We start from the raw sequence: 393 nt of genomic DNA, 5'->3' as shown, positions 1-393 counted from the left end.
GGTTCTCATCAGTGAGTGGTTCTCTCGAACCGTCCGGCGAAGGTGAAGCGCCCTGGGTTTGGTTCCGAGCTTCCTGAAGGAGAATCGGATCATGCCCGAGAAGTTCACCCCCGAGTTCCGCGAACGCACCGTGCGGATGGTCTTCGACCACCAAGCCACGGAGGGCGGACCACGCGCGGCCTCCATCCGAGTCGTGGCCGAGTCGCTGGGCTGCGGCCCCGAGACCCTGCGCGCCTGGTGCAACCAAGCCATCACAGCAAGCAAGGCGACTCCGGCACCCGCCACTGACGAGAGCCTGGGCGAAGAGAATCGCAGGCTGGGGACTGCCGCATGGATAGGTGACATCTTGACCTGCCCTACGGTTAGGTTTCCACTCTTGGTCGCTAGCTTCCG

General features: G+C 63.6%; 1 protein-coding gene. It reads left to right on the top strand.

All coding sequences use genetic code 11. The annotated features are described in order from the left end of the window. Nucleotides 1-91: 91 nt before the first annotated feature. The coding region (locus tag L979_RS14025; RefSeq protein ID WP_156125624.1) for a transposase at nt 92-393 on the top strand (302 nt) is incomplete at its 3' end.

The organism is Kocuria sp. ZOR0020 (genome assembly GCF_000800955.1).
Classification (GTDB): domain Bacteria; phylum Actinomycetota; class Actinomycetes; order Actinomycetales; family Micrococcaceae; genus Kocuria; species Kocuria subflava.
Note: the sequence above shows the minus strand (reverse complement) of the source record. Positions and strands in the feature narration are given on the sequence as shown.